Here is a 3646-nt window from a genome sequence, read left to right on the forward strand (position 1 = left end):
AGCATCATCTTTTAATTGACTGTTTTTAAGCTGCATAAGCGAAGTCTGTCTTTCATTTGTAAAATCTTCATTAGTTGAAAAGTTAAGTTCTAAAATATTATTCCCAATAGTTCCAGACAGTACTTTTTTAGCAATTTCTAAATATTTAAAGTATTCATCTTCATCTAAATTTAGAAAGCTTTCTCTAAATTTTAAAATAGTATGTTTTTCTCCATTAACATAGCAGCCACACATTTTAGTGAAGGTGCATTCTTCTTTTTTAAAACGTCTTTTTAACTCAAGTATATCTTTTCTCCTCATGTATAAACTCCTCAATTTATAGACAAACCTTACGTAAATTTATAGTTTAAGCCGTTTGTCTTTAGAAAACACAAACTTCCAGTTTATGCTTTCTTTAAATAATCTTAAATGCCTTACAAATAGATTGCTAACTAATTATTTTGTCATTAAAAGGTACATTTTTCATAGCAAGATTAAATAAGAACGGATACTCCTTTTGAATATAATCCATGTATACTAACCATTCTTCTGAAAGGTATTTATACACTCTTATAGCGTCTGCTCTTAGGTGAATCATATCAGCCTCACTTAATGTTTTATTCCTATTTCTAAATTTTATTTCGTGATACAAATGAGTAATTGCTTGTATTAAGTCTGTAAATGTATCATGCTCTGTTAAATAAGGATTTTCTAAGAATTTAATAAAAACACCTTTATTGGTTTGTAGAAGTTCATAGATGTTATAAATATCTTCTATTCCTAGTTCAATGTTATCCTTATGATTATCAATAGCTTTTCTTAAACTATTAAAATCATTATCAAAGGCTTCATCTATCTCTGATATTAAACAGCCTATTTCACAGCAATTTTTATCTTTTGAAGCCAGTTTGCACAAAAGCTCATTTCCCACCTCTTCAAAAAATATTTCAATTAAGATGTTAATCTTCTGATTCTTTTTTCTATTGTCTCTTTTCTCCAGAATTCGATCAATAATCACAACTGTAACTAACACTTCAATTGGGATAAATGCTAAGTCTTCAGTCATAAATAGTACTATATGGTGAAGGTCTTTAAAAATAATAAAGTTAATGAAGTATAATAAAAACGAAACTGCTAAGAACAATATAGTAAGCTTTAAAGTGTGTCTATCTTTTTTTATATAAATTCTCCCCCTTCCTTTTGTGATTGTAAAAATGGTAGTGCTCATTTAAATAGTCCTACATTAATATTTTGTCACTATTTTTATAAACATAGCCACATTATAACACCTACATATACAGTATGACAAAGTAAAAGAGTAGAGATTATTTATAAATTCATACTCACTAGGGCGACAGGTACTTGTAAAATAATGTGAGGGAAAATATAACTATACTCAAATTATGGTATAATTAAATATATATTTTATAACTAATTTGCAATTTATTATGCATTGGTTATATCTATAGTAGTCTATCTTGTTTGATTAGTAATATTACTGGCAATGTAGGCGGTTATGCAGGTCCTGTTATTGCTTTTTTAATTTTATTGATCATAGTACCTATCGGGTTAGGTTTGAAAAATGGTTACAAATAGAGCATATATTTTCTAAAATAAAAGCTTAAGTCGTATACTAAACATGAGATAAAAAGGAGATTACAATAAATGGAATTGAAAATTAAATATAAAGTGAAAAACGATAGTGAGTTAATCAAAGAAGTAATGAAGCTAGATTCAATGGCATATCCAACTTATATGCAAGGAACCTATGATACTATTTATGCACGATTCAAAAAAAATGAAGATTCCTTTATATTAGCTTATAATGGAAGTAAGCTAGTGGGTTATTTATGCTTTTTTCCAATTAGTGATAATTTGCTTAATAAAATATATAAAGAAGATAATATTTATGATACAAATATTTTGCCTAAAGACATAAGAAGTTATGACAAGGTAGATATTTACAACATATATATAATTTCTATTGTAGTGCATCCTGAGTATCAAGGTTCAAATGTAATTAAATTTATTGCACAAAGCTTTGAGCAAAAAATAGAAATGATTAATACTTGTGGATATAAAATAGATAAATTAATAGCTACAGCAGTCTCAGATAAAGGTATGAAATTTTTAGAAAAACTAAGTTTTACTAATGTTAGGATATTAAATGAAGGTTTCTTATTGTATGAATGTCATAAAGAGAACTTACATTATTTGGGCTAGGGAAAAATATGAGTAATTATAATGCAGATGTATTTATAATAAATATTATTGTCAATATTAAGAAAGAAAAAGAGTATTTAAGTAATTCATGTTTTAAGGTTGAGTAACACTTTTCTAGATCACCTAAATACAAAACATAATTTCCTATATTTAATTAAACATTCCAAGTGTTATAATAAGGAAGAGGTGATAAAGAAATGTCAAAAAAGACTTTGAAAGTGACTCTGTTTGTAACATTAGGCATTATTTTAATAGTAATAGCAGCGTTTATGTATACTTTTTTTACAAAGGGAGCTAGTGCAACTGAAACCTTTAATACATATAAGAACAATTGGGTAAAGAAAGACTATAAAAGTATGTACGACATGCTTTCGGTTAAAACTAAAGGCGCAGTAACGGAAAAACAATTTATAGATAAATATACTGCTATTTATAAGGGTATAGAGGCAAAAAACATATCGATTAAAGTGGAGAATGAAGATCAAATCAAGGAAGGGAACAAAAAAAATGTTAATATACAATTTTCTCTAGTTATGGATACTGTTGCAGGGCAAGTAACGACTCCAGGCTACCAGGCAAATATGGTAAAGGAAAAAGTCGATAATAAAAATCAGTGGACAATAGGTTGGGATGAGAAAATGATATTCCCTAGTATGGATTCAGGAGATACAGTTAAGGTAACTACGGACCTTGCCACACGTGGAGAAATTTCTGATAGGAATGGAGTATTACTTGCTAAGAATACAGATGATGAAATTGTTACTCTGGGCTTAGAACCTATTAGATTCGTAAAAAATAAGGATGCTAACATAGCTCAAATGGCTAAAATACTTGATATTGACGCTTCGGTAATAGAAAATAAATTAAAAGGTAATGAAGATTCTAATCAGTTTATACCAATTATTAATATATTGCGTAATGAAACAGCAAAAATAAGTGAAGTTATGAAGATTGTTGGAGTATTGCCAAATATATCTAAAGGAAGAATATATCCAGGTGGAGAAGCATTTGGGTCACTTATAGGGTACATTAGACCTATAACTGCTGAGGAACTAGAAAAGAACGTCGGTAAGGGTTATAGTTTTTATAGCATGATAGGTGCAAGAGGTCTAGAACAGGTGGATGAGCAGCGACTTAAGGGTGAAGATGGAGTAACAATTTATATATCTAAGGTTAAGGATAAGAGTAAGGTTGTAATTATTAAAAAAGAATCTAAAGCTGGTGAAAATATAAAATTATCAGTAGATATTGAGTTTCAAAAGAAAATATATAAGGAGATGAAGGGGGAACCAGGAGCTTCAACTGCTATAAATCCAAAAACCGGAGAGGTATTGGCTATGGTAAGTTCGCCGTCCTTTGACTCAAATGCTTATACAACATATAAGTCTAATACTCAACTAGCAGCATGGAAAGCTGCTAATGAACCATTTAAAAATAGATTTAG

General features: G+C 28.9%; 4 protein-coding genes. 2 read left to right on the plus strand and 2 right to left on the minus strand.

What is annotated here, in order from left to right; translation table 11 throughout:
• Together JJE11_RS16520 and JJE11_RS16525 are read right to left on the minus strand one after the other, a co-directional pair.
• Positions 1–300, minus strand: a 300-nt coding sequence (locus tag JJE11_RS16520; protein WP_291637598.1) for a DUF4317 family protein, incomplete at its 3' end; no start/stop codon positions are given.
• Between the two features lie 127 nt (positions 301–427).
• Positions 428–1207, minus strand: coding sequence for a hypothetical protein (locus JJE11_RS16525; protein WP_291637600.1), 780 nt, complete (start codon positions 1205–1207; stop codon positions 428–430).
• Positions 1208–1644: 437 nt separating this feature from the next.
• On the opposite strand from JJE11_RS16525, the gene JJE11_RS16530 reads away from it, so the two are divergent.
• On the plus strand, positions 1645–2202 hold the full coding sequence (locus JJE11_RS16530) for a GNAT family N-acetyltransferase (protein ID WP_291637601.1): 558 nt from the start codon (positions 1645–1647) through the stop codon (positions 2200–2202).
• Positions 2203–2399: 197 nt separating this feature from the next.
• Positions 2400–3646, plus strand: a 1247-nt coding sequence (locus JJE11_RS16535; protein WP_291637603.1) for an NTF2-like N-terminal transpeptidase domain-containing protein, incomplete at its 3' end; no start/stop codon positions are given.

Source organism: Clostridium sp., assembly GCF_016650095.1.
Classification (GTDB): Bacteria; Bacillota; Clostridia; order Clostridiales; family Clostridiaceae; genus Clostridium_AD.

What these genes read in the sequence shown, in the direction of transcription:
- JJE11_RS16530 (WP_291637601.1), top strand. Translation starts at nt 1,645, where the DNA reads ATGGAATTGAAAATTAAATATAAAGTGAAAAACGATAGTGAGTTAATC.
- JJE11_RS16525 (WP_291637600.1), bottom strand. Translation starts at nt 1,207, where the DNA reads ATGAGCACTACCATTTTTACAATCACAAAAGGAAGGGGGAGAATTTAT.